Raw genomic sequence first — 24018 nt, 5'->3', positions numbered from 1 at the left:
TCAGCCCGCGGTCGCCGGCCCGTAGACCGTGGCCTGGACGGAGCCGCCGACGGCGAGGTCCACGCGGGCGCACCGGGCGGACTCGTCCGTCACGCTCGTCGTCGGGAACTCGTCGTCGATCGACGTCAGCACGTCGTCGACGACGGCGCGCGCCTCGTCGAGCGTGACGCAGCGGTCGGCGACCTGTTGGCGGAGGGCGGCCACGACCGGGTCGATCTCCGGGCTGGCCAGGGCTTCGGCCGGGTCGTCCGACGAGGTGACGACGACCGTACGGTCCCCCACGTGGACCTCGACGTAGGAGCACGGAAGCCCGGGGTCGGCGGTAGCACCTTCGCCCGGGGAGAGCTCCGGAGCGGTGACCGTCCAGTCCTGCAGCCCGAGCCGGTCGACCTCGTCCTCGGCCCAGGCGACGCCTTCGGCGAGGGTGCGGCACCCGCTCCTTCCTCCGTCGACCAGGTCCGTCGCGCTGCTCTGGAGCTCGACGACGGCACCGGCGACGGCCGAGGATCCCTCGAGCCGCTCGACCCCGTCGGGCACCTGGTCGGCGGGCGCGACGAACGTCTGCCCGTCGTACGCGAAGGCGACCGGGTCGTCGATCGGCGGGAGGCCCTGCTCGGCGAGCAGGGTGGCGCAGTCGGCGTACGGGTCGCCGGTCAGCCACGGACCGGCGGCGTCGACGTGCTCCCCGCCGTCGTCCGCGTCCCACGCGCTCACGCACGAGACACCTTCGCCGTCGGCGCCGCGGAACGCGTGGATCGCGGCGTACGCGACGCCGCCGCCCGTCAGGACCGCGGCGAGGCCGATGGCGACGGCGCCGCGGCGTCCGACCCGGCCGGCGTGCCGTCGTGGACCGGCGGGGGAGGTGATCGGGCCGGCCGCGGGGGAGTCGGGAACGTCCGTGGGGATGGCGGTGCGCAGGTCGGTGAACGTCGCGGCGTCCACCGCGTCGAGGTCCGCCCGGCGGACGGGGTCCGCGGCCTGCAGCTGCTTCATGACGTCGGTCATCATGCCTCCTCGGCGGACGTGCGGGGGCTCGCCCACGCGGGTGCGGTCGTGGTGTTCTGCTGCAGGTCTGCTGATCGTGCGGGTGCGGGTGGGTGGTCGCCGGCCTCGCTGAGCGCGCGGAGCTGGTCGACGAGCCGGCGCCTGGCCCGGTGGAGCCGGACCCGGACGGTTCCGCGCGAGATGCCGAGCACGAGGGCGATCTCGTCCCGGGCGAGCTCCTCCCACGCGACGAGCCGCAGGAGCTCCTGGTCGTCGTCGCCGAGCCTCGCGAGGGCCCGCTCCACGTCGCTCGTCCCCTCGTCGGGCGGGGGGACGACCTCGACGACCTGGGTGCGCAGGCGGTCTGCGAGCGCGAGACGTCGCTGGTCCCCGCGGCGGGCGTTGGCGAGGATGCGCCGCGCCACGCCGAACATCCACGGGCGGGCGTCGGCGCCGGACGGGACCTCGTCGATCCGTCGCCACGCGACGACGAACGCCTCGGCGACGACGTCGGCGGCGTCGGCAGGACTGGCGACGCGGCGCACCGCGTAGGCGAGCAGCGGGCGGTGCGTCGCGTCGAACAGCGCGGTGAATCGTGCGTGGCGATCGTCTGGAGGTGGGGGTGGTGCGGGCGCGGACATCGCGGTCCTTTCGACCGGGGGACGGTGACGACGATGTCATGTCCGGTACCGGCCGGAGCGTTACCGCGGTCTCCTCACCGCCTCCGCTCGCGGGACGACTCGGCCACCTGCCGCATGCCGTGGGGGACGAACGAGCGCGCCGATGCGTGGAGGTCGACCGGTCCGGTGTGCTACCAGGCCGCGCTGATGTACTTGGGCTCCATGTACTCCAGGAGACCTTCTGCCGCTCCCTCTCGGCCCAGGCCGCTCTGCTTGACCCCGCCGAAAGGTGCGGACGCGTCGGACACCAGGCCGCGATTGACCCCGATCACGCCCGCCTGCAGGCGCTCGGCGACCTGCAAGGACTGCTCGAGGGAGCCCGTGTAGACGTAGGCAGCCAGGCCGAACTGGGTGTCGTTCGCCCGTTCCACCGCCTCGTCGTCGCTGGAGACCGTGACGACCGGGGCGACCGGGCCGAACAGCTCGTGGGCAAGGACCGGGTCGTCCGCGGCGACGTTCCCGAGCACCGTCGGTGCGTAGTACCAGCCGGCTCTCTCGAGAGACGACCCGCCACACAGGACGCGCGCGCCCCTGCTCACCGCCGCGTCGACGTGCTGTGCCAGCGCGTCGCGGGCGGCGCCGGAGATCACCGGACCGGCCCCGACGCTCTCGTCGAGCCCGTGGCCGACGGTGAGCCGGCCCATGCGAGCCGCCAGGCCGGCAGTGAAGGCCTCGGCCAGGCTCTCGTGCACGTAGTAGCGGTTCGCGGCGATGCAGGACTGCCCCGTGTTGCGCATCTTCGCGACGAACGCTCCGTCGATCGCGGCGTCGACGTCCGAGTTCTCCATGACCAGGAACGGGGCGTTCCCGCCCAGCTCGAGAGACGTGTTGACGATGCGCTGGGCCGTCTGCGCGAGCAGCTTTCGGCCGACCTCCGTGGACCCCGTGAAGGACAGCTTCTGCACCCTGGCGTCGTCGAGCAGCGCACCCACGAGACGCTGGGAGCCAGCGCTGGGGAGAACGTTGAAGACTCCGCCGGGAAGCCCGGCGTCCGCCATGATCCGGGCGAGCTCGGCCGCCATGAACGGCGTGGCCGAGGAGGGCTTGAGGATCGCGGTGCACCCGGCCGCCAGTGCCGGGGCGAGCTTGCGTGTCACCATGGCGGCCGGGAAGTTCCACGGGGTCACCAGCACGGCCACCCCGACGGGCGCATGGCTGACGAGGATCCGACGGGTGCCGTCGGCCGAACGGCTCAGACGGCCCTCGACGTCGTAGGCGGCCCGGCCGTAGACGGCGAAGAAGTCGGCGGCGTACTGGACCTCGGCGCGGGCATCGGCGAGTGTCTTCCCGCTCTCGATCACGATGATGCGGGCGAGCCGTTCCCTGTCGGCGATCATCGCGTCGTAGGCGCGGAGCAGGATCTCGCTGCGTACCCGTGCCGGGGTGCCGGCCCAGGCGGCAGCCACGGAGTCGGCGGCGTCCAGTGCCCGGTGGGCGTCCTGCGGTCCCGCCGATGCCACCGTGTCGATGGCTTCGTCCCGTCCGGGGTCGCGAACCTCCATCTCGTCGCCGTCCTGGGCGGGGACCCAGTCGCCGCCGATCCACAGCTGCGAGGACACGCCGGTCAGTACCTCGGTAGTCACGGCCACACCAGTCTCCTTTGATCTGCTCTTCCACCACTCACGGTCGGCCGGGTGCCCGGCTACCGCCCGGCCTCGGACAGCGCCAGCCCGGTGTCCGCGTCGAACACGTGCGCACGGTCCAGGTCGACCGAGACGGACAGGCGCTCCCCGGGTTTCCCGGTGACGGTCGGCCGGGCCTTGACCTTGAGCATCTCTGCTCCCACCTTGACGTCGACCAGGGTGCGGTCGCCGAGCGGCTCGAGACCGTAGATCTCTCCCGGCAACGCCGCATCGCCGCGCTGCTCGACGGACAGGTCCTCGGCGCGCAGGCCGAGCACCAGCGGGCGGCCGTCCTCCGCCGTGGTCCAGCGGGGCCGCGGCAACGTCCATCCCTCCGCCCCGACCAGACGGTCCCCCTCCGCGTGGCACGCGAGCAGGCTGATCCGTGGACTCCCGACGAAGCCGGCGACCCACTGGTTGGCCGGACGCTCGTAGACCTCGGTCGGTGTCCCGACCTGCTGCACCGCCCCCTCCCGGAGCACCGCGATCTGGTCGGCCATGGACAGGGCCTCGACCTGGTCGTTCGTCACGTAGAGGAAGGTGCCCCCGAGGGTCCGGTGGATGCGGGTGAGCTCGGTGCGCATCTCGACACGGAGCTTGAGGTCGAGATTCGTGAGCGGCTCGTCCATGAGGAACGCTCGCGGTCGCCGGACCAGCGCACGGGCCAGCGCGACGCGCTGCATCTCCCCGCCCGACAGCTGCGCCGGCCGGCGCTGCAGCAGACGCTCGATGTGCAACAGTCCCGCGACCCTCTCGACGCCGGCGCCGATCTCGTCGGCCGGGGTGGAGCGTGCGCGCAGCGGCGACGCGATGTTCTCGTACACCGTCTTGCGCGGGTAGAGCGCGTAGCTCTGGAACACCATCGCGAGGTCGCGGGCGGCCGGGGTGTCCCCGGTCGCGTCCCGCCCGTCCAGGTGCACCGACCCGGCGTCGAGCCTCTCCAGGCCGGCGATCGCCCGCAGGGTCGTCGTCTTGCCCGCACCCGAGGGCCCCAGCACGACGAAGAACGCGCCGTCGGGCACCTCCAACGTCACCCCGTCGAGGGCACGCACCTCGCCGAAGGACTTGCGCAGCCCGTGCGCAGTCACCGTTCCCATCAGGCCACCAGCTCTTCCGTGCTCGAGTCGTAGACGGGCGGGATCCCGCCGGTGTGCCGGACACCCACCGGTGCGTCCGGGGCGAACCGGACGGTCGGAGGCATGCGGACGCGCACGTCGCGCCCGCCGCTGCTCACCACGTAGTTGATCTCGTCGCCCAGCGTCTCGGCCGACACCACGCGTCCCGGCACCGTCCGGTCCGCGCCCTGAGCGGTCACCTCCAACGCCTCCGGCCGGACTCCCGCGATCAGCGACCGGTCGCGTGGCAGCCCCGCCGGCGGGGCGAGGACGAGGCCGCCGGAGGCGTGCAACGCCCCGTCGGCCAGCTCGACGTCGAACAGGTTCATCGGCGGGGAGCCGATGAAAGCGGCGCAGAACAGGCTCGCCGGACGGTCGTAGACCTCCAGGGGAGTGCCGACCTGCTCCACCCGGCCCTTGTTGAGGATGGCGATGCGGTGCCCGAGCGACATCGCCTCGACCTGGTCGTGGGTGACGTAGACCATCGTCGTCCCCAGCACGCCCTGGAGGTGCTTGATCTCGGTGCGCATGTCGGCCCGCTGCTCTGCGTCGAGATTGGTGAGCGGCTCGTCCATAAGGAAGACACGTGGTCGCCGCACCAGGGCGCGGGCGAGCGCGACGCGCTGCTGCTCCCCGCCGGAGAGACGCTGCGGCTTCCGGTCCAGGAGCGGGCCGAGCTCCATCATCCGGGCGGCCTCGTCGACCCGCTCGCGGACCTCCGCCTTGGGCAACCCCTCGGCCCGCAGGGGGAAGGCCAGGTTGTCCCGGGTCTTCAGGTGCGGGTACAGCGCGTAGAACTGGAACACCATGGCGATGTCGCGCTGGGCGGGGGGCAGGTCGTTGACCAGCGTGCCTCCGATCCGGATGTCGCCCGACGTCTGCCGTTCCAGTCCCGCCATCGCGCGCAGCGTGGTGGTCTTGCCACAGCCGGAGGGGCCGAGCATGACGAACAGCTCGCCGTCGCCGATGGACAGGTCCACGTGCTCCACGGCCACCGTCCCGTCCGGGTAGCGCTTGTGCAGGGACGTCACCTCGATACCGGCCATCAGCGCCGCACCGCCCCGAGGGTCACGCCCGCGACGAGGTGCTTGCGCACCATGTAGGCGAACACGAGCACCGGGAGCGCGAACACCACCGCGGAGGCGGCCACCAGACCCCAGTCCACCGTGCTGCCGCCGATGAGACCCGCGATCGCAGGTGGCGCCGTCCGCACCTCCTGGCTGGAGGTAAGGAAGATCGCATACACGAACTCGTTCCAGGAGAAGATGAGCGCGAAGACCGCCGTGGCGGCGATGCCGGGCACGAGCAGCGGCAGGGTGAAGCGCCAGAACGCCTGCAGTCGGGTGTAGCCGTCGAGCATGGCGGCGTCCTCGTACTCCGACGGCACCTCGTCGACGAACCCTTTCATCATCCAGATCGTGAACGGGACGTTGAACGCGGTGTAGATGAGGATCAGGCCCAGCTGGGTGTCGATGAGCCCGAGCGAGCGGTACATGAGGAAGATCGGGATCACGACCACCACCGGCGGCATGAAGCGCGTGGACAGGATGAAGAACAGCTGGTCCTTCTCGCCCTTCAGGGTGAAGCGCGAGTAGGCCCATCCCGCGGGAACTCCGAGCAGGGTAGCCAGCACGGTGGACGAGCCCGCCACGACGACGGAGTTCAGGAGCGCCACGGACAGGTCCGACCGACCGCCGCCGGGGGCGACGAACACGTCCTTGTAGTGGTCGAGGGTGACGTCGAACCCGAAGAGCTTCGCCGGGACGGCGTAGATGTCCTGACCCTCCTTGATGGACGTCTCGAGCATCCACAGCACCGGGAAGAGCATCGCCACGGCGACCACGGTCAGCAGCGCGACCTCGACCACGGCGCGACCCGTACCGCCACGCCGGCGCGCGCGGCGTGCGTCGTCGGGCACGGGGGGTGCGGGCACGGCCTCGTCGACGGAGATCGCCATCATCCCTCCTTGAGCTTGTTGAGGTAGCGCAGGTAGAGCTGCGCGAGCACGATGACGACGAGGACCATGAGGATCCCGTACGCCGAGGCGGTCCCGGTGTTGAAACCGAGGAACGCGACCTTGTAGACGTGGAACGACAGGGTCTCCGTGGACGACCCCGGCCCCCCGTTGGTGAGGATGTAGACGAGGTCGAACAGCCGGAAGGCCTCGATGGCTCGGAACATCACGGCGATGAGCAGCAGCGGCCACACGAGCGGCAGGGTGATGTTGCGGAAGCGGAACCACTCGGAGGCCCGGTCGATCGAGGCGGCCTCGTACAGGTACTTCGGCACCGCGGTCAGACCTGCGAGCGCGATGAGCATGATGAAGGGCGTCCACTGCCAGGTGTCCACCACGATCAGGGAGAGCATGGCGGTCCGCTGCCGGGTCAGCCACTCCACCGGCTCGAGGCCGAGCGACACCAAGAAGCTGTTGACCACGCCGAACTGCGCGTCGAGCATGAACCGCCAGAACAGCCCGACCACGACCGGCGAGAGCATCATCGGCACCAGGAACAGCGTGGTCAGCAGCCCGCGTCCGTGGGTCCGCCGCGAGATCAGGTACGCGATGCCGAAGCCCAGCACGGTCTGCAGACCGACCGCACCGACCACGTACACCAGCGTCGTCAGGGCCCGCTGGTGCACCTCAGGCGACGTCAGGATCTCGGCGTAGTTCGCGAACCCCACGAACGAGGCGGGCGCGTTCCCGGTCGCCGAGTAGTCGGTGAACGACAGGTACAGCGCCCACAGCAACGGGAAGACCGACATCGTGAGCAGCAGCAGCATCGCCGGGGAGATGAAGGCCACCGCGAGCCGACGATCGCGCAGGCGAGGGGGCCGCCCCGGTGCGGGCTGCGCGGTAGCTGCCTCCCGCACCGGGTGGCCGGCCGTCGTCGTCATGGTCGGCTCACAGTCCGCCGCCGCTGGAGTCCAGCACGTCCTGCTGCTCCGTGGCGATGTCGTCGAGCGCCTCCTCCGGACCCTTCACGCCGTTGAGTGCCGCGTTCACGCTGGTGTTCTCGATGTCGATGAGCTGCGCGTACTCAGGCACGTTCCACATGTCGCGCATCCGCGGGACGGAGTCGGTGAACACCTGGTTGTACGGTGCGGCGTCGAGGAACTCCGGAGAGTTCAGTGCGTCCGTCCGCGCCGGCACGCCGCCGGCCTCGGCCCACTTCTTCTGGATCTCGGGCTGCTGGAACCATCGCATGAAGTTGAGGGCCTCCGCCTGACGGTCCTCGGGAGCGTAGGCCGACACGTGCATACCCATGCCGCCGAGGGGCACGAGGTCCGTGTCCTGCGTCGGCAGGGTCGCGAAACCGAGCTTGTCGAGGATCTCCTCGCGCGTGTCGCCGAGCGTCGACTGCTCAGGGTCCAGGAGACCGCCGATCGGAGCGATCCAGTTGAAGGCGATGCATGCCTTGCCCTGGGCGACCGCCGCGTTCACCTCGTCGATGAACCAGTTCCCCGAGCCGGTCGCGGTGAGCGGCTTCATCTCGTTGACCAGGACGTCCATCGACTTCTGCCCGGCCTCGTCGTTGATGATGCCCTCGATCTGCCGCTCGTCCGAGTCCCAGAGCTCGCCGCCGTAGACGCCGTTCACGGTGTTGTACGTGACGGCCGCGGCGTCGGAGCCGTTGGCCTGGTGGAAGGCCAGCCCGCTGACGCCCGGGTTGTCCTCCTGGCACTGCCGGGCGACCGAGATCATCTCGTCCCAGGTCGCGGGGGGCTCGTCGCCGATCAGGTCCTTGCGGTAGATCATCGTCCAGGTGTCGCCGAGGAGCGGCAGCCCGTACAGGCTGGCGTCCTCGTCGCGCTGCCCCGTCTCGGCCTGGGGGTACTGGCCGTAGGCCGCCAGGAGGTAGGGGTCGTACGCGTCGACGTCGATGTTCTCGTCGATGAAGTCGGTGAGGTCGAGGATGTTGCCGTTCGTCACGGCCTCGCCGATGTGCTGCGAGTCGAGGACCGCGATGTCGAAGTCGGTCTGCCGCGCGGCGAACTGCGTGAACATCGCGTCGTGCCAGTTCGCGTTCGGCACGGTGTTGACCTCGACGGTGACGTTCGGCCGCTCCTTGGAGTACTCCGCGTTCGCGAAGTCCTCGAGCGCCTGGGCCGGGGGCCACTCGAACCAGATGAAGCTGAGCGTCAGCGGGTCCTCGGTCAGCTCGGGGATGGTCGACGGCGCCGCGGCGCCGCCCGCCTCATCGTCCCCACCGCCGCCGCCACCTCCGCCGCTGCAAGCCGCCATGGTCATGGCGATCAGCGTGGCCGCCGCTGCGGCCCCCATCTTCCGGCCGGAACGAGACCGCCGGGGAACTTGCTCTGCGTACCGCATCTGCTGTCCTGCTTCCTGGGTCGGGGCTGGGATGGCGCTGTCGTCGGGGTCGAGATCGGTCCTGGGTCACCGGGCGCCCCCCGCTGCGGTCAGGTCCGGCGACGACTGGTGCGGGGTCTCGCGCAGTGCCGCTCGGTCCCCGGCGTGGGCGGCGCGGACGATGCGCTCCAGGGCGTCGACGTCCAGCGGTCGCGGGTTGTTCTCGACCAGCCGCGCGGCTCCCATCGCCTGCTCGGCGGTCCACCGCAGCCGCTCGGGCGGCAGTCCGAGCTCGGCGAGCGTCGACGGTATGCCCACCGACGCCAGCAGCTCGGCGACCCGGTCGATCGCCTCGTCGGCCAGGTCCTCGGGCGACGCGTCCGAGGACGCGCCCATCGCCAGCGCCACGGCGGCCAGCTCCGGGACCCGGACGGGTCGGTTGAACTCCATGACGTACGGCAGCAGGGCGCCGACCCCGATCCCGTGCGGAGTGTGGGTCACGGCGCCGACCGGGTACTGGATCGCGTGCGCGGCGGCCGTGCCGGCGGTGCCGAGGGCGAACCCCCCGGCGGTGGCCCCGAGCATCATCGCCTCGCGCGCGTCCGTGTCGCCCTGGCCGGACCAGGCACGCTGCAGGCTGCCCGCGATCAGACGGATCCCGAGGAGAGCGTAGGTGTCGGTCAGCTCGTTCTTGCCGACGAAGACACGCTCGGTCGCCAGCTCGGTCGTCACCGGACGGCGCACCGCGGTGAACGCCTCGATCGCGTGCGAGAGGGCGTCGGCACCCGCGCTCGCGGTGAGGGCCGGTGGGCAGCCGACGGTGAGCTCCGGGTCGCACACCGCTGTGTGCGGGATGAGATGAGGGCTGGAGATGCCCACCTTGCTCACGCGCTCGGGGTCGGTGAGAACGGCCACCGGCGTCACTTCCGACCCGGTTCCTGCAGTGGTGGGCAGTGCGACGACGGGCACGACAGGACCGGGGACCCGGAGCTCGCCGTAGTAGTCGGACGGCTCGCCGCCGTGTGCAAGGACCACGGCCACCGCCTTCGCGAGGTCGAGGCAGCTGCCGCCGCCCATCCCGACCACGACGTCCGGGTCCGCGCCGGCCGCGAGCTCGACGCACCGACGCACCTGGTGCACGGGCACGTCGGGCAGCACCTCGGTGAACGCCGTGACCTGTACGCCCGCAGCCTCGAGCAGCCGGACGAGGTCCGCGAACTCGCGGGTGCCCCCGAAGCGGGCGTCGGTGCAGACCAGCGCCCGGGAACCGAGGGCCGCGGTCACCGTGCCCAGGGCGTTCCGCTGTCCGGCACCGAACAGGACCTGTTGCGGTCCGCGCAGGACGCCGAGCATGCTCATGGAGGCTCCAGGGAGTAGGCAGTGCCGAGGGAGGCGGCGTCCGCACCGTTCCGCGACGGTGCGGGACGGATACGTCCGCGACGGTGCGGGACGGGGTGCGCCGGTCATTTCCTATACAATCCGGTGCCGAGAGTATGGAACAGCGATTCAGCCGCTGTCAACAGTCTTGCGACGACGTGGGAAGGGGACTCGCGACACATGCCTGGCGAAGCGTCAGCCGAACAGGACCACGAGCGGGGGGCACGCGCAGTCAGTCCGCGGGGCGGCAGGCCCCGCACGCGCATGGCGGACGAGGTGTACGACACGCTGCTCGGGCAGCTGATGTCGCTGCGGATCGTGCCGGGCTCCCGGGTCACCATCGACGTCCTGGCGCGAGAGCTCGGCGTGTCGCAGACGCCGATCCGAGACGCCCTCAACCGCATGGAGGCCGAGGGCCTCGTCGTCCGGGTGCATCACGCCGGCTACCGGATCCCGCCGCAGATCACCCGGGACAGGTTCGAGGACATCCGCGAGATCCGCCTGCTCCTCGAGCCCGCAGCGGCACGTCGTGCCGCCGAGAGCGCCTCGAACGAGCAGGTGGCCGAGCTGCGGCGGATGCTGGGGGAGATGGCCGAGGTGGCGGGCGACGGGCACATGGCCTACGGCGCCTTCGGGCTCCGCGATGCCGCCTTCCACGACCTGGTCGCCCTGAGCGCGGGCAACCGGCTGGTGCGCGAGTCGCTCGCCCGGCTGCACACGCACGTGCACATGTTCCGCCTGCTCTACGACACCCAGGTCACCGACCTGGCCATGGGCGAGCACGAGGAGGTCCTCGCCGCGATCGCCGCGCGTGACCCCGACGCCGCCGCGTACGCGATGCGTCGCCACATCCTGCTGTCGGGGGACAGGTTCCGGCGCCTGCTCGACGAGTCCGAGACAGCGGACGGGTCGGCGCCAGGGGCTTGACGCGTGCGCGCAGGTCGAGTAAACCTGAGCGAATCAGATCGGATCTGATCCGATTCGATCCACGTCCCCACCCAATGTTGAGTGCGAGGAGAAGCAGGTGCCCAGAGCGCTGCTCCTGACCGGCGACGCCGCCGAGGAGCTTGACACCATGTATCCCTACTACCGTGTCCAGGAGGGCGGCTGGGAGGTCGACGTCTCGTCTCGGACGACACGTCCCGTGCAGCTGGTCATCCACGAGTTCGACCCCGACTCCGACGCCTACGTCGAGAAGAACGGCCGCAAGCTGCCGGTCGACGTGCCGTGGGCCGAGGTGGATGTCGAGCGCTACGACGCCTTGATCATCCCCGGAGGCCGCGCGCCCGAGTGGATCCGGGTCGACGCCGACGTCCGGCGGATCACCGAGCACTTCTTCGCCCGCGACCTCCCGATCGCGCTGGTGTGCCACGGCGCACAGGTCCCTGCGGTGTACGGACTGCTCAAGGGTCGCAGCACGGCGTGCTTCCCCCCGATCACCGGCGACATGGAGAACGCAGGGACGACGGTGGTCGACGCTCCCGACGTGGTGGACGGCAACCTCGTCTCCTGCAGGGGCTGGCCGGACATGCCGCAGTTCGGCAGGGTGATGATGGAGGTGTTCTCGAAGTCCATCGGCTCCGGGTCGGCATGAGCGCACCCGCCGTAGACCGGTGACCGTCGAGCGGACAGTCCTCGTCGACGACTCCCCCGTGCACGTCATCGAGGGCGGCGTGGGGCCCGCGGTGCTGTTGCTGCACGGCTCCGGACCCGGCACGACCGGGTCCGGAGCGTGGGCACCGACGATGGAGGCGCTCGGCGCGTCCTGGCACCAGGTCGCTCCCGACCAGGCGGGGTTCGGCCGTACCCCGCTGCCCACCGGCTCCCGGGGCGGGCTGCGGCTGTGGACGGATCAGGCCGCAGGACTGATGGACGCCCTCGGCTTCGAGTCCTACGCCGTGGTGGGCCACTCCATGGGTGGCGCCGTCGCGCTGGCGCTGGCGGCCGCGCGCCCAGGGCAGGTCACCCGTGTCGCGGCGGTCTCGACGATGGGCGCGCCCGGGGCGCCGCTGTCCGCCGATCTCGCGGCGGTGTGGGCCGCACCTGCCACCTCACGAGGAGCGCGCGACATGCTGGGCCGTCTTCTCCTCGACCCGGTGCTCGTGACGGAGTCGGCGGTCGACGCCCGTGCGGCGGCGATGGTGGCGGGGGCGACCGCCTTCGCGTCGGTGTTCCCTCCACCTCGAGAGCGGTGGGCCGAGGACCTCACCCTGTCTGCGCAGACGCTGGCATCGGTCCGCGCGCCCGTGCTGCTCGTCCACGGCGCCGAGGACCGTGTCACACCGTTGAGCACGTCAGCCTTGCCCTTGCTGGAGTGCTTGGCCGACGTCCGCCTGCACGTGTTCGGGAGATGCGGGCACGTGCCGGCGGTCGAACGGTCGGACGAGTTCCGGCGTCTGCTGTCAGACTTCCTCCGCGGGGCCTGAGGCCGTGGGGCGGACGGGGCTCGACCCCTGACCATCGGCTCGGAGAGAAGGTTAAGGTGCGCGCATGAGCAACCTCAGCACGGTCGGCGACAGGGACTCGTGGCGCTGCTGGCTGTGCGACGAGCCGGTGGACCCCGACGCCTCGGTGAACTCCGACCTCGGGCCCAGCGTCGACCTCGGCGCCACGAGGTCGAAGAAGGCTGCGCCGGGGACCGAGCGGCTCGCGCACCGGACCTGCAACACCCGCAAGGGCGCGGTCGCGCCGGTGGTGCCGTGGTCGCCCGACCTCTTCGTCGTCGACCCCGCTCCCATCGTGGCGACCGTGGAGCGGCTCGGGCGCAAGGGAGGACGCGAGGTGGTGGCGCGCTGCCCCAGCCGCGCGGACGCCGACCAGGCCGCGACGTGGCTCGTGGACCGGTTGTCGCGGCTGGCTCCGAGCCTCGCCGTCACGACGCAGGTCGAGCCGGGCGGCGGGCAGTTCCTCCTGGTGCTGCGCGCCGGCTGAGACGACCGCGCGGGTGACGCCGCTCTGGTCTCGTCACCCTCACCAGCGCGAGGGCGCGTAGTCCTTGAGGAAGCACCCGTAGAGGTCTGTGCCTGCCTCGCCCTGGACGATCGGGTCGTAGACCCGCGCGGCGCCGTCCACCAGGTCGAGCGGTGCGTGGAAGCCCTCCTGCGCGAGCCGTACCTTCGTGGTGTGAGGTCGCTCGTCGGTGATCCACCCGGTGTCCACAGCCGTCATCAGGATGCCGTCGGCGAACATCTCGGTGGCGCTGGTGCGCGTGAGCATGTTGAGCGCCGCCTTGCTCATGTTCGTGTGCGGATGACCGGGACCCTTGTAGCCGCGGGAGAACACCCCCTCCATCGCGGAGACGTTGACGATGTAGGTGCGTCGAGCCGTCGAGGCGGCGAGCGCGTCCCGCAGCCGGCTGATCAGGATGAACGGCGCGGTCTGGTTGCACAGCTGGACCTCGAGCAGCTCCATCGGGTCGACCTGGTCGACCGTCGCGACCCAGCTGTTCGTCGTGGCGACGTCAGGGATCAGCCCGCCGGCGTCGATCGAGGTGCCCGCCACGAGCCGCTCGAGGCTCGCGGCCTCGGCGGTCAGCGACTGGGCGACGAGCTCGTCGGCGGAGGCGCGGGCGGCGCGCTCGATTGCCAGCGCGGGGCTCGACAGCTCGGACACCGAGCCGGCGAGGGCTCGGGGGTGCGCGTCGCTCGTGTGGCCGAGGGTCGTGATCATGCGGGCGGCCTCGGCGGACACCGGCGCCTGCTCCGCGTCGGCGAGCCGTGTGTACGCGCCGGGCGAGCGGCGCACGGTCTGCGCGGCGTTGTTGATCAGGACGTCGAGCGGGCCCTGTGCCGCGACCTGGTCCGCGAGCGCGACGACCTGTGCGGGGTCGCGCAGGTCGATCCCGACGACGTGCAGCCGGTCCAGCCAGTCGCCCGCGTCCTCCATCGCGCTGAACCGTCGGACGGCGTCGCGGGGGAATCGGGTCGTGATCGTCAGGTCCGCGCCGTCGCGCAGCAGCCGCAGCGCGATGTACATGCCGATCTTGGCGCGCCCGCCCGTGAGCAGCGCACGGCGCCCGGTGAGGTCGGTGCGGGCGCCGCGCTTGGCGTGGTGGAGCGCCGCGCAGTCCGGGCAGAGCTGGTGGTAGAAGGCGTCGACGAGCGTGTAGTCCTGCTTGCAGACGTAGCAGGGCCGCGCGCGGCGCAGGGTGCCGGCGACGGCACCGGTCGTCGCCGAGGTCAGCGGGACCCCGTTCGTCTCGTCGTCGATGCGGCCCGGGCTGCCGGTCGCGGTCGCGGCGACGACGGCTGCGTCGGCCGTGGCGATCTCCCGGCGCTTCTCGGACTTCCGGTGCTTCTTGGCTGCCTTGAACAGGGCCGACGACGCGCGCCGGGCGGCGGTGTGCTGCGGGTGCGTCTGCGACAGGACGGCGACCTGATCCATGACCCGCAGGAACGTCGCGAAGTCGGCGGGGTCGATGCCGTGCGGCTCGGGAGCCGTGTCGTCGGGGTGGGCCACCGACGTGGTCGTGTGCGCGCTCATGCGGCGTCCGTCCTGCAGGGGGAGGGCTGTCGCGGTCTCGCGCGCCGCATAGATCGTACGCGGCGGCTGCCGACGGGAGTGCCGGTCGCTCTGTCGGGGACACTAGGAGACAGCAATGTCTGCGAGACGAGGAGTTCGAGGTGCCCCAGGGAACTGTCCGATGGTTCGACGCCGACCGAGGGTTCGGCTTCATCGACCTCGGGAACGAGGCCGACGACCTGTTCGTGCACGCGTCCGAGATCGTCGGCGACGACGGACCGAAGCAGCTCCGCGAGGGCCAGGCCGTCGAGTTCGAGGTCGGCGAGGGTGCCCGCGGCCCGCAGGCGCGCCGCGTCCGTGTCACGGGGGAGCGGGCCGCCGACGCGCCCCTGGGCGTGCTCGGCACCGTCACCTGGTACGAGCCGGCCAAGGGGTACGGCTTCGTCACGCCCGACGACGGTCGTGCCGAGGTCTTCGTGCACAGCTCGGCCATCGTCGGTGGCGGTGTGATCTCGGAGGGGCAGCGGGTGGCGTTCCTCGTCGTCGACGGGGAGAAGGGGCCCCAGGCGGACCACCTGCTACCGCTCGGGGCGGAGGCCACGCGGCCGGCGTCGGACGGCGCGGACGGGACGGTGTCCTGGTACGAGGAGTCCAAGGGCTTCGGATTCATCGCCCCCGACTCGGGTGCTGCGGACGTCTTCGTCCACGTCAAGGCGCTGGGCCCGGGGCTGACCGAGCTCTTCGAGGGCGCACGCGTCTCGTACGACGTCGTCGAGGGCGACAAGGGGCCGAACGCCCGCAACGTGCAGCTCGTGCGAGGCCCCGGGAGTGCGCGCGCGGCCACGGACCGCGGTCGGCCGAGCCGTCCCGCGGCGTCCGGCGGTCCGGTGCGCGCAGGTGAGGGCACCGTCGCGCGCTACGACGCGGACCGCGGTTTCGGCTTCATCACCCCCGACGCGGGCGGTGCGGACCTGTTCGTGCACGTGTCGGTCGTGCGGGGCGCGGAGGTCCTGGAGGAGGGCGACCGGGTCCGGTTCAGGATTCGTCAGAGCGACCGGGGACCGCAGGCCGACGGCGTCGAGCTGGTGTGAGCGACGCCGACCTGCTGATCGAGCGCGACAGCGGTCCCGCGGTCCTGCGCTAGCCGTCTGGCGGCGAGCCGACCGCGCCGGGGCCCGTGTGCGGGTCGGCCGTCGTCGTGCCCTGACGACGTCTGCTGCGCAGGATCAGGATGACCAGCCCGACGACGAACCACCCGGCGGCGATCTCCAGGGCGAGGTGGCTGGCCAGGACGAGCACGGCGACGACGATGGCGAGGCCGACGACGGGGACGACCGTGTGCAGGACGCGTCGGTCGGTGTGCCGGCCGACCACGTAGTAGCCGACGACGGCGACGTGCAGGAAGACGAACGCGGTCAGGGCGCCGACCGTGACCATCGAGGAGAGCAGGTCGAGCCCGTCGGCCTTGACCGAGGCTGCGACCGAGATGAGCAGGGTCGCGACCGCCGAGACGAGGATCGCGGGACGGGGGACGCCGGTGCGGCGGCTCACGGACCCGAGCGCGGCCGGCAGCTGCCCGTCGCGTGCCATGCCGTACATGAGGCGGCTCACCGCGGCTTGTGCGACGAGCGCGGAGAGCACGGGCCCGATCGCTCGAGCGGTGGTGACGGTCGTGCCGAGCCACGATCCGATCGAGTCGCTGATCATGGTGTAGAAGATCGTCCCCTGCTCGTCGGGGTGCGCGGCCAGCTCCGTCGGGGTCGTCGTCGTCAGGAGCGCTCCGAGGTACGTCTGGAGGACGAAGAGGGCGCCGGCGAGGACGAGGCAGAAGATCACGGCCCGTCCGACCTGCCGCGGGGAGCCGGTGCTCTCCTCGGCGAACGTGGCGATCGCGTCGAAACCCAGGAAGGCGAGGGCGGCCACCGAGACGGCGCCGATCGTGCCGGCGAGCGTGAATCCGTCGAGCCCGGTCAGCGGGGACAGCCACGGCCTGGCCGGGCCGTCGTGAACCAGCACGACGACGGCACCGATGCAGAACGCGGCGAGCACCAGGATCTCCACCGCCAGGGCGACGAGACCCACCGTCGCCGCGAGCTTGACGCCGCCGAGGTTCAGCCCCGTGATGAGAAGCACCGCAGCCGTCGTGAACACCCAGACCGGCACTCCAGGAAACAGGGCGTGGCTGGCGATGCCGCTGAACAGTGCGGCCAGGCTCGGGATGAACAGGTAGTCGAGACCGATCATCCAGCCGGCCATGAAGCCCGACCGTCGCCCGAGCCCCGCGGTCGCGTACGCCGAGACCGACCCGGCCTTCGGGACCGCGACGGACATGCGCGCGTACGACCAGGCGGTGAACGCCATCGCCACGGTCGCGATGAGGAAGACGAGGGCGACCGCGCCGTTGCTCCGCGCGTCGAGGACGCCGAAGGTGCCCATCGGCGCCGTCGGGCCGATGAACAGCAGGCCGTAGACGACGAGGTGCCGCAAGGAGAGGCTCCGGTGGAGCGTTCCCGTGGGCGGACCGGACGCGGGCACGTCCGTCGGAGGGCGGTGTTCGGTAGACGCTGGAATCAGCTCCTCGGCAGCGTGCGGTGGACGTGCTGTGACGCTGTACTTCACGTAGGTGGAAACTACAGCGGCACTCGTCGAGGTTCTCGCGGAATCTGTCAGGCGAGGCGCCGGGGCGCCGCCGCCGAGTGGATCACGGTGCCGATCTCTGGGATGACGGCCCTGGTCGCGGTGTGGGGAGAGCGGTCGGCTGGATGCCCGGAACGAGCCGGTCCATCATCCGCAGGAGAGCGGACGCCTGGTAGACCTCGGCGCGCCGGAACCGCCCGCCCGAGGGTTCCAGCACGCCGACGTCGACCAGGCCGTCGACGACGTTGCGCGCCGTCACGCCCGACACCCCGAGCGCGGCCCGCAGGTAGCGAGCCGTCACCACGGGCTGCTCGGCGATCACCCGCACGGCGTCGTGGATCTTCGAGTCGGAGCGGAACCGCGAGACCCGCTCGGTCCAGTCGTCCTGGACCTCCTGCGACTCTGCGAGCACGCGTTCGGCCTCGTCGCACGCGTCCGTGAGGAGGCCTGCGAACCAGGCGACGAACTGTCCCACCGCCTCTGGCCGGTCGGCGGGATCGGCGTGACGGAACGCGGTCAGGCGACGCACGTACTCGTCGGTGTCCTTGCGCAGGACGACGGAGAGCGGGAGCACGCCCTTGTCGAGCACGCCGGCGCGCGCGAGGGAGCCGTGCACGAGGACACGTCCGGCCCGTCCGTTGCCGTCCTCGTACGGTGCACGTGGGGAGCGATCGTGCGGTGGATGTCGTGGATCGCCTGGTCCGACCACGGGCCCCGCAACGTCTCCACGCCGTCGCGGACCGAGTCGAGGTTTCCGAGGATGGCGCGAGCCGTATCGAGGCGGTCGAACTGGTGCCCGCTCAGCCCCGGGTCCCGTTCCTGGAGCTGCGCGACCATGATGTTGCGAGGAGTCTCCCGCAACCCTTCGACCCAGGACGACGAGATCGACTCGCTGCGGACGAGCGTGGCGTACAGGATGGGCTGCGGGCGTTCGCGCAAGCGCTGTGCGATCCGCGCGATCACGGCTGCCGCGTCCGAGACCGCCTCCAGCGCCACCGAGCCGACCAGTCGGGACATCTGCTCGTCCAGCGGAGCCGGAAAGTACCGCAGGTAGGTGCCCCCACGGCGGTCGGCCGCCCGCTGTGCAGTCAGATCAGTGGGAATACACCGCACCCAGCCAGGGGTTGAGCCATACAGACTCAAGTTCAGACGTCGAAACTTGCGCGAGCAGGGATCGAGTGCCTACCTTGAGTGCAGCAGACTCAACCCGGACTGCCCGGCGTGACCACGCGCCGTCGGGCATCCACAGCAGCGATGGAGGCAGCACACATGGCACGAGCAGTCGGGATCGACCTCGGTACCACCAACTCGGTCGTCACCGTCCTCGAGGGCGGCGAGCCCACGGTCATCGCGAACGCCGAGGGGTCGCGCACGACGCCCTCGGTCGTCGCGTTCTCCAAGACCGGCGAGGTCCTGGTCGGCGAGGTCGCGAAGCGGCAGGCCGTCACGAACGTCGACCGCACCATCTCGTCGGTCAAGCGCCACATGGGCACGGACTGGCACGTGGAGATCGACGACAAGACGTACAGCGCGCAGGAGATCTCCGCGCGCATCCTGGGCAAGCTCAAGCGCGACGCCGAGGAGTACCTGGGCGAGGCCGTCACGGACGCCGTCATCACCGTCCCGGCGTACTTCAACGACGCCGAGCGCCAGGCGACCAAGGACGCGGGCCAGATCGCGGGCCTGAACGTGACCCGCATCGTCAACGAGCCCACCGCGGCCGCGCTCGCCTACGGCCTGGAGCGTGGCAAGGAGGACGAGCTCATCCTGGTCTTCGACCTCGGTGGTGGCACGTTCGACGTCTCGCTCCTCGAGGTCGGCAAGGACGAGGACGAGTTCTCCACGATCCAGGTCCGCGCGACGTCGGGCGACAACCGCCTCGGCGGCGACGACTGGGACCAGCGCGTCGTCGAGCACCTCATCAAGCAGGTGAAGAACAGCTCGGGCGTCGACCTGTCGAAGGACAAGATCGCGCTGCAGCGCCTGCGCGAGGCGGCCGAGCAGGCCAAGAAGGAGCTCTCGTCCGCGACGAGCACCAACGTCTCGATGCAGTACCTGTCGATGAGCGAGAACGGCCCCATCCACCTGGACGAGAAGATCACGCGCGCCCAGTTCCAGCAGATGACGCAGGACCTGCTGGACCGCACCAAGGCGCCGTTCCACAAGGTCATCGCCGACGCGGGCGTCTCCGTCTCGGAGATCGACCACGTCGTGCTCGTCGGTGGCTCCACCCGCATGCCGGCCGTGTCCGACGTCGTCAAGGAGCTCACGGGCGGCAAGGACGCGAACAAGGGCGTCAACCCGGACGAGGTCGTCGCCGTCGGCGCCGCCCTCCAGGCCGGAGTGATCTCGGGCGACCGCAAGGACGTCCTGCTGATCGACGTGACCCCGCTGTCCCTCGGCATCGAGACCAAGGGCGGCGTGATGACCAAGCTCATCGAGCGCAACACGGCCATCCCGACCAAGCGCAGCGAGATCTTCTCCACGGCCGAGGACAACCAGCCGTCGGTGCTCATCCAGGTGTTCCAGGGCGAGCGCGAGTTCGCACGCGACAACAAGCCGCTGGGCACGTTCGAGCTGACCGGCATCGCGCCGGCCCCGCGCGGCGTCCCGCAGATCGAGGTCACGTTCGACATCGACGCCAACGGCATCGTGCACGTCGCGGCCAAGGACCGCGGCACCGGCACCGAGCAGAAGATGACCATCACGGGCGGCTCCGCGCTGCCCAAGGAGGACATCGACCGCATGGTCAAGGAGGCCGAGGAGCACGCCGCCGAGGACAAGCAGCGTCGTGAGGAGGCCGAGACCCGCAACCAGGCGGAGTCCTTCGCGTACTCGATGGACAAGCAGATCGCGGACAACCGCGACAAGCTCCCGGCCGAGGTCGTCACCGAGGTCGAGGCCGACGTCGCGGCGGTCAAGACCGCGCTCGAGGGCGACGACAACGCCGCGGTGAAGTCGGCGCACGAGAAGCTGCTCGCGTCCTCGCAGAAGATCGGCGAGGCCCTCTACGCGGCCGAGCAGGCTGCCGGCGACGCGGGCACGGCGACCGAGGACGCACCCGTCGAGGACGCACCCGTCGACGAGGACGTCGTCGACGCCGAGATCGTGGACGACGAGGACGACCGCAAGTGACGGCGGACGACCACCGAGGCCCCGAGGAGCAGGCCGGCGACGGCCAGGGCCCCGAGGACAAGCCGTTCCACTTCACGGACAAGCGCAAGGTCGACCCGGAGACGGCCCGTCCGCGCGAGAGCGCGGCAGGGTCCGGCCCGGCCGGCCCGTCGGACGACGTGCCCGACGCCGCGGCGTCGGGCAGCGCGGAGACGGACCCCCTCGCGGGGCTCGACTTCGAGCCGTCCGCGGAGGCGGAGGACGACGCCGCGACCCTCGCTGCGAAGGCCGAGGCAGCCCAGCACCTCGAGTCGCTCCAGCGCGAGCGGGCCAGCTTCACGAACTACCGCAACCGCGCGGTGCGTGACCAGGAGGCCGCGCGCGCCAAGGGCGTGGAGGACGTGCTGAGCGCGCTCCTGCCCGTGCTCGACGACGTGGACCGCGCCCGCCAGCACGGCGAGCTCACCGGCCCGTTCGTCGCGATCGGTGACAAGATCGACGCCGCGCTGGGCAGGTTCGGCGTCGAGCGCTACGGGACCGTCGGCGAGGAGTTCGACCCGAACGTCCACGAGGCGCTCATGCACCAGGCGGACCCCGAGGCGACCGCCGCGACGGTCAACCTGGTCATCGAGCCCGGCTACCGGATCGGGGAGCGCGTCGTGCGCGCGGCCCGGGTCTCCGTCGTCGGCCCGGAGTAGTCCCGCACCACGTGCCCGACGCCGCGGCGCGCCTTCCACGAGAAGGTGCGCTGCGGCGTCGGGCACGCGACCATCGGACCCGTACCGCAGCGGAAGGACCAGAACCACGCACACCACGAGGAGGGAGACGCCGTGACCGGACAGGACTGGATCGAGAAGGACTTCTACGCCGCGCTCGGCGTCCCCAAGGACGCCGACGACGCCGCGATCAAGAAGGCGTACCGCAAGCTCGCGCGGAAGTACCACCCGGACCAGAACCCGGGTGACACCGCGGCCGAGGACCGGTTCAAGGAGATCGGCGAGGCCTACGCCGTGCTCTCGGACGCCAAGGAGCGCGAGCAGTACGACGCGATCCGCGCGATGGCCGGCGGCGGCGCACGGTTCTCCGCAGGTCCCGGGGGTAACGGGGGCGGTGCAGGGTTCGAGGACCTGTTCGGCGGGATGTTCGGCGGCGGCGCGCCAGGTGGCTCGCGCGTGCGCTACTCCACGGGTGGCGCACAGGGCGCCGCCGGGTTCGAGGACATCCTCGGGTCCATGTTCGCCGGCGGCGGGGGCCCGCAGGGATACGGCGGGACGCCCCGGCCGCGAGCCGGTGGCGACGTCGCCGCGGCGACGACCCTGCCGTTCCGTCAGGCGGTCGAGGGCTCGACCCTGACGTTCTCCGTCGACGGCCGCCAGGTCACCACGCGGATCCCGCCGGGAGTGCGCGACGGGCAGAAGATCCGCCTGCGCGGCAAAGGACGACCGGGTCTGGGCGGCGGACCCGCCGGCGACCTCGTCGTCACCGTGCACGTGACGCCGCACCCCGTCTTCACGCTCGACGGCACCAACCTGCGCGTCACCGTGCCCGTGACGTTCGCCGAGGCCACGCTGGGCGCCACGATCAGCGTGCCCACGCTCGACGGGTCGACCGTCAAGGTCAAGGTTCCCGCCGGGACGCCCGCGGGCCGCACGCTGCGCGTCAAGGGCCGCGGTGTCCAGGGTACGAAGACGACCGGGGACCTGCTGGTCGGCGTCCAGGTCGCCGTGCCGCAGAAGCTGTCGAAGGCGGCCCGAGAGGCCGTCGAGACCTTCGCCGCCGAGACCGACGGCGAGGACGTGCGAGCCGACCTGGTGCGCCAGGCGGCGGAGTGAGGAGGCGGTCGTGATGACCGCGAACCCCGCCGGACGCCACGAGCGGACGGACACCCTCGGCGCGGGGGTCGACGAGGACGCCCCCGTCCTCGTCATCTCCCAGGCCGCGGCACTCGCGGGCATGCACCCGCAGACGCTGCGTCAGTACGACCGGCTCGGCCTCGTGGTGCCGCGACGCACCTCGGGCCGTGGTCGGCGGTACTCGCTGCGCGACGTCGCCAAGCTCCGCGAGGTGCAGCGGCTCAGCCACGAGGAGGGCATCAACCTCGCCGGGATCCAGCGGATCCTCGCGCTCGAGTCCCGGGTCGAGCGCCTCGAGAAGCGGCTCGAGGTGCTGTCCGCGCGGGTCGAGCCCGGTGGGCGTGTCTTCGCCGCCGCCGCGAGCGGGGACGTCGTCGTCGTACCACGCGGGCGGGGGGTGCGGCGCGGCGTCGACGACGCGCTGCGTGAGTCGTACGCGGGGCGGACGCGTGCGCTCGTGCTGTGGCGGCCGGGGCAGAATTCCAGGTAAGGCATTCCTTTTACGCACAAAGGCGTGCCCTAAAAGGCCGCTCGCCTGCATTCATTAGCCAGGCCTTCCTTGCTATACAAGGCCCGGCTCCGGGAATACCGTTGAACACGGAAACCCGGTCCACGGGCCTCGTGCAGACAGGAGAGATCGATGAGCAGCCTCATGGAGATGCCCCAGGTCGTCGAGTGTTCGATCGACGGGTGCGGCTACAACCACGACCAGGGGTGCCACGCCGGCGCCGTCACCATCGCCGGTCACTCGGGCGACGCGGAGTGCGCCACGTTCATCCCGCTCGGCACCAAGGGTGGGCTCGAGAAGGTCCTCGCCCACGTGGGCGCGTGCCAGCGCACCGAGTGCGTGCACAACGAGTCGCTCGAGTGCGGAGCGCCGTCGATCCGCGTCGGGGCCGGCTCGACCGGGGACCACAGCGCCGACTGCCTGACGTTCAGCGAGCGCTGACCGGCGCCCGACGACGAGCCGGAGCCCCGGGCCGCCTGCGCGGACCGGGGCTCTCGTCTGCCCGCACGTGATCGGAGCGGTGCGTCACCGGTGCATCTCGTCGAGGAGCCGGACCGCTGCGGCGTGGGTCGCCGGCAACGGCTCGACCCAGATCCGGGGAGGGCGGCGCAGGATCGCGGACACTCCCAGCGACAGGCCCGTGCGCTCGATGCGGAACCGGAGCTCGTGGCCGAGCGCCACGCCGTCCACCGGTCGCTCGGCCAGCGCGACGAACACGCCGTTCCCGAGCGTGGCCATCGGGTGCCCCTCGCCGAACGCCTGCGTGAGCGCGCGGCCCATCGCGGCCGACCGTGCGATGCGTTGCCAACCGGTCAGCCCGTCGAGCGCCACGTCCACACCGACGAGCGCGTGCGACGTCGCGCAGCTGGTGCCCGAGCGCTGCGCCGCGCCGTAGGTCTCGCGCAGCCGGTGCACGAGGTACTGGGAGGTCGCGAGACCTGACTCCGGATCCACCACCTCGGGCGCGATGGTCAACGAGTCCCACGCCTCGGACCACCCCACGGCGACCGACCGGAGCAGCGTGTGGTCGGGATCGACGCCGTGCGCGCGGTAGAGGCAGCCGGCGTCGTCGAGCGTCTCGCCCATGCCCACCCCGGCGTCACCGCGCGCGCGTCCGAGCCGCTCGGCGGCGGCGGACACGTCGCGACGCTCGAGCACGGCCTCGACGAGGGCGTCGACGGCAGGGTGGTACCAGTCACCGGCACGCAGCCAGACGCGCTCGGCGCTCGTGGCGCGCCACGCGTCGCGCAGGCCGCGTGCGGGCGCTGCAGTATGTCCATGGAGGTCGTCCATGGTGATGAGACCGCCGGACCGGTCAGGTATGACGCCGGTTCGGCACGGAAGTTCGAGATTGGTCC

24 protein-coding genes are annotated in these 24018 nt (G+C 71.4%); 10 read left to right on the top strand and 14 right to left on the bottom strand.

The window, feature by feature from the left end:
- The 9 genes from IF651_RS12405 to IF651_RS12365 all read right to left on the bottom strand — a co-directional run bounded on the left by IF651_RS12405 (nucleotide 1) and on the right by IF651_RS12365 (nucleotide 10069).
- A complete protein-coding gene (locus IF651_RS12405) occupies nucleotides 1–1005 on the bottom strand; it encodes a hypothetical protein (RefSeq protein ID WP_191829447.1) in 1005 nt (334 codons plus the stop codon).
- Nucleotides 1005–1625, bottom strand: a complete 621-nt coding sequence (locus IF651_RS12400; RefSeq protein ID WP_191829446.1) for an RNA polymerase sigma factor — start codon at nucleotides 1623–1625, stop codon at nucleotides 1005–1007. The genes IF651_RS12405 and IF651_RS12400 overlap by 1 nt, the downstream gene beginning before the upstream one ends.
- A 170-nt stretch (nucleotides 1626–1795) precedes the next feature.
- Complete coding sequence (locus IF651_RS12395; RefSeq protein ID WP_338403937.1) at nucleotides 1796–3253, bottom strand: NAD-dependent succinate-semialdehyde dehydrogenase; 1458 nt, start codon at nucleotides 3251–3253, stop codon at nucleotides 1796–1798.
- Nucleotides 3254–3306: 53 nt separating this feature from the next.
- Nucleotides 3307–4383, bottom strand: a complete 1077-nt coding sequence (locus IF651_RS12390) for an ABC transporter ATP-binding protein (protein WP_191829444.1) — start codon at nucleotides 4381–4383, stop codon at nucleotides 3307–3309.
- Nucleotides 4383–5447, bottom strand: coding sequence for an ABC transporter ATP-binding protein (locus IF651_RS18050; protein WP_191829443.1), 1065 nt, complete (start codon nucleotides 5445–5447; stop codon nucleotides 4383–4385). Before IF651_RS18050 ends, IF651_RS12390 begins: the two co-directional genes overlap by 1 nt.
- Nucleotides 5447–6358, bottom strand: coding sequence for a carbohydrate ABC transporter permease (locus tag IF651_RS12380; protein ID WP_191829442.1), 912 nt, complete (start codon nucleotides 6356–6358; stop codon nucleotides 5447–5449). Before IF651_RS12380 ends, IF651_RS18050 begins: the two co-directional genes overlap by 1 nt.
- Nucleotides 6358–7296 (bottom strand): carbohydrate ABC transporter permease, encoded by a 939-nt coding sequence (locus tag IF651_RS12375; protein WP_191829441.1) that lies wholly within the window; start codon nucleotides 7294–7296, stop codon nucleotides 6358–6360. Before IF651_RS12375 ends, IF651_RS12380 begins: the two co-directional genes overlap by 1 nt.
- A 7-nt stretch (nucleotides 7297–7303) precedes the next feature.
- Nucleotides 7304–8650: an extracellular solute-binding protein gene (locus IF651_RS12370; protein ID WP_206715303.1), complete on the bottom strand. Its 1347-nt coding sequence runs from the start codon at nucleotides 8648–8650 to the stop codon at nucleotides 7304–7306.
- A 147-nt stretch (nucleotides 8651–8797) separates the two neighbouring features.
- Nucleotides 8798–10069 (bottom strand): iron-containing alcohol dehydrogenase, encoded by a 1272-nt coding sequence (locus IF651_RS12365; protein ID WP_191829439.1) that lies wholly within the window; start codon nucleotides 10067–10069, stop codon nucleotides 8798–8800.
- A gap of 282 nt (nucleotides 10070–10351) precedes the next feature.
- On the opposite strand from IF651_RS12365, the gene IF651_RS12360 reads away from it, so the two are divergent.
- From IF651_RS12360 to IF651_RS12345, 4 genes are all read left to right on the top strand, one after another.
- On the top strand, nucleotides 10352–11014 hold the full coding sequence (locus IF651_RS12360; protein ID WP_241744409.1) for a GntR family transcriptional regulator: 663 nt from the start codon (nucleotides 10352–10354) through the stop codon (nucleotides 11012–11014).
- A gap of 97 nt (nucleotides 11015–11111) precedes the next feature.
- On the top strand, nucleotides 11112–11681 hold the full coding sequence (locus IF651_RS12355) for a DJ-1/PfpI family protein (RefSeq protein WP_191829437.1): 570 nt from the start codon (nucleotides 11112–11114) through the stop codon (nucleotides 11679–11681).
- Between the two features lie 19 nt (nucleotides 11682–11700).
- A complete protein-coding gene (locus IF651_RS12350) occupies nucleotides 11701–12513 on the top strand; it encodes an alpha/beta fold hydrolase (protein WP_191829436.1) in 813 nt (270 codons plus the stop codon).
- 64 nt (nucleotides 12514–12577) lie between these two features.
- Nucleotides 12578–13018: a hypothetical protein gene (locus IF651_RS12345; RefSeq protein ID WP_191829435.1), complete on the top strand. Its 441-nt coding sequence runs from the start codon at nucleotides 12578–12580 to the stop codon at nucleotides 13016–13018.
- Nucleotides 13019–13057: 39 nt separating this feature from the next.
- On the opposite strand, the gene IF651_RS12340 is transcribed toward IF651_RS12345, so the two are convergent.
- Entirely contained in the window at nucleotides 13058–14569 is a 1512-nt protein-coding gene (locus tag IF651_RS12340; protein ID WP_191829434.1) for an SDR family NAD(P)-dependent oxidoreductase, read from the bottom strand.
- A gap of 140 nt (nucleotides 14570–14709) precedes the next feature.
- Between IF651_RS12340 and IF651_RS18255 the strand changes: the two genes are divergently transcribed.
- Nucleotides 14710–15639 (top strand): cold shock domain-containing protein, encoded by a 930-nt coding sequence (locus tag IF651_RS18255; protein WP_191829433.1) that lies wholly within the window; start codon nucleotides 14710–14712, stop codon nucleotides 15637–15639.
- 49 nt (nucleotides 15640–15688) lie between these two features.
- Here IF651_RS18255 and IF651_RS12330 read toward each other — a convergent pair whose 3' ends face one another.
- The 3 genes from IF651_RS12330 to IF651_RS18385 form a co-directional block, all read right to left on the bottom strand.
- On the bottom strand, nucleotides 15689–17035 hold the full coding sequence (locus IF651_RS12330) for an APC family permease (RefSeq protein WP_241744408.1): 1347 nt from the start codon (nucleotides 17033–17035) through the stop codon (nucleotides 15689–15691).
- A 214-nt stretch (nucleotides 17036–17249) separates the two neighbouring features.
- Nucleotides 17250–17801: a Fic family protein gene (locus IF651_RS12325; protein ID WP_191829432.1), complete on the bottom strand. Its 552-nt coding sequence runs from the start codon at nucleotides 17799–17801 to the stop codon at nucleotides 17250–17252.
- On the bottom strand, nucleotides 17702–18202 hold the full coding sequence (locus tag IF651_RS18385) for a Fic/DOC family N-terminal domain-containing protein (RefSeq protein ID WP_191829431.1): 501 nt from the start codon (nucleotides 18200–18202) through the stop codon (nucleotides 17702–17704). The genes IF651_RS12325 and IF651_RS18385 overlap by 100 nt, the downstream gene beginning before the upstream one ends.
- A gap of 252 nt (nucleotides 18203–18454) precedes the next feature.
- On the opposite strand from IF651_RS18385, the gene dnaK reads away from it, so the two are divergent.
- From dnaK to IF651_RS12295, 5 genes are all read left to right on the top strand, one after another.
- Nucleotides 18455–20320 (top strand): molecular chaperone DnaK, encoded by a 1866-nt coding sequence (gene dnaK / locus IF651_RS12315; RefSeq protein ID WP_191829430.1) that lies wholly within the window; start codon nucleotides 18455–18457, stop codon nucleotides 20318–20320.
- Nucleotides 20317–20997, top strand: a complete 681-nt coding sequence (gene grpE, locus IF651_RS12310) for a nucleotide exchange factor GrpE (RefSeq protein WP_191829429.1) — start codon at nucleotides 20317–20319, stop codon at nucleotides 20995–20997. Before dnaK ends, grpE begins: the two co-directional genes overlap by 4 nt.
- 132 nt (nucleotides 20998–21129) lie before the next feature.
- Nucleotides 21130–22131, top strand: a complete 1002-nt coding sequence (locus tag IF651_RS12305) for a DnaJ C-terminal domain-containing protein (protein ID WP_191829428.1) — start codon at nucleotides 21130–21132, stop codon at nucleotides 22129–22131.
- A gap of 13 nt (nucleotides 22132–22144) precedes the next feature.
- On the top strand, nucleotides 22145–22642 hold the full coding sequence (locus IF651_RS12300; protein ID WP_191829427.1) for a heat shock protein transcriptional repressor HspR: 498 nt from the start codon (nucleotides 22145–22147) through the stop codon (nucleotides 22640–22642).
- A 150-nt stretch (nucleotides 22643–22792) separates the two neighbouring features.
- Nucleotides 22793–23101 (top strand): DUF1540 domain-containing protein, encoded by a 309-nt coding sequence (locus tag IF651_RS12295; protein ID WP_191829426.1) that lies wholly within the window; start codon nucleotides 22793–22795, stop codon nucleotides 23099–23101.
- Nucleotides 23102–23185: 84 nt separating this feature from the next.
- Here IF651_RS12295 and IF651_RS12290 read toward each other — a convergent pair whose 3' ends face one another.
- On the bottom strand, nucleotides 23186–23953 hold the full coding sequence (locus IF651_RS12290; RefSeq protein ID WP_191829425.1) for a hypothetical protein: 768 nt from the start codon (nucleotides 23951–23953) through the stop codon (nucleotides 23186–23188).
- Nucleotides 23954–24018 lie beyond the last annotated feature (65 nt).

It is taken from the genome of Cellulosimicrobium arenosum, assembly GCF_014837295.1.
Lineage (GTDB): Bacteria > Actinomycetota > Actinomycetes > Actinomycetales > Cellulomonadaceae > Cellulosimicrobium > Cellulosimicrobium arenosum.
Note: the sequence above shows the minus strand (reverse complement) of the source record. Positions and strands in the feature narration are given on the sequence as shown.